General features: G+C 34.1%; 1 protein-coding gene. It reads left to right on the top strand.

Going from position 1 to position 1,167, the window contains the following annotated elements:
• Nucleotides 1–170 precede the first annotated feature (170 nt).
• Entirely contained in the window at nt 171–758 is a 588-nt protein-coding gene (locus tag BUE18_RS27175; protein WP_073479242.1) for a hypothetical protein, read from the top strand.
• The last annotated feature ends 409 nt before the right edge of the window (nt 759–1,167 follow it).

Raw genomic sequence — 1,167 nt, 5'->3', positions numbered from 1 at the left:
CTTCTTGCGACATGGAATCTCCTTTCAAAAGATGGAAATTCTTATGCCACATCCCGATTAACCCGTGAAGATGCGGTTGTTTAGACGGTTACTTTATTTCGAATGATTCAATTAATAGTTACGATTTTTTAGGGCAATTCGGGGAAAGATGCGAGTACACGGGGGAACACATGATCCACATAACCATAAGAGAGAAAAATATACGATCACCAAGAAATTTGTGGAAGTTTTATTTCAAGCCGCTTTATATGAAGCGAGATTTTGCTGAGTGCAAATGCATATATGAATGTTGTGATTATGATTATGGTTTTGTATCCTGGTATCCAATTTCTTTGGGTTCCATAGATCCATCATATGCTTCTTCCGATATAATTATTGGTTATATCCCCAGTATGGGCTGGTATAAAGACTATGATGAAGAACCTACAAGAGACTCGGACACTTTTTTTGAACAGTATATTGACTTTACTACTTATCAGGACAAAGTAACAGACATTAAAGAGCCTGTAAAAGAAGTGTTTAAATATGGCTATGGAAAACTATTAGGCATGAGTTCAGATTTGGATATGGGTATACTGAAAGGTTACATTGAAGGAAAACTTGGTGAAGCAACGTTTGATGCATTCCTTAAATATCTAATATCAACAGGACATTTTATGACAGCTGAGGAATGGAAATTACAGAAGCAGTTAAAAATGAAAGAGTTTAGTGATAAATGTAAGAATTTTTGTGCAAAGAAGAAGGGGGGTAAAAGATGACAAAGATGATTTACTATCATTGTTTAATGTTTACATGGATGCTATTAAATTTGTGGGTAGCACGAAGGTATGATACATATAATATCTACAATGTAGCAATATGTATTTCAACTTTACTTGTAATAAATCCTATACAGTTCTATTTATCACCCAGAATTGGATTTATTGAAAAGAGAAAATCATTCTTATACGTTTATCCATTAACAACTTTGTATATATTGATTTTGGGACCTTTTGTGTTTGGTTATTTTTTGTGGCCAGATTATTTATTCTGGGTAAGAGTGAGGGAACCACTGTCTGTGTTTGATACTGTGTATATGTTATCCTGTTTAATAGTTTATTTCCTGACACTATTTTTTTATTCAAAGAGGACCAAGCAAAAGAAGTGACTTCAGCGACTCCAGGGGAC

The organism is Desulfatibacillum alkenivorans DSM 16219, assembly GCF_900142135.1.
Lineage (GTDB): Bacteria > Desulfobacterota > Desulfobacteria > Desulfobacterales > Desulfatibacillaceae > Desulfatibacillum > Desulfatibacillum alkenivorans.
This window is presented reverse-complemented; position numbering and strand designations above follow the sequence as displayed.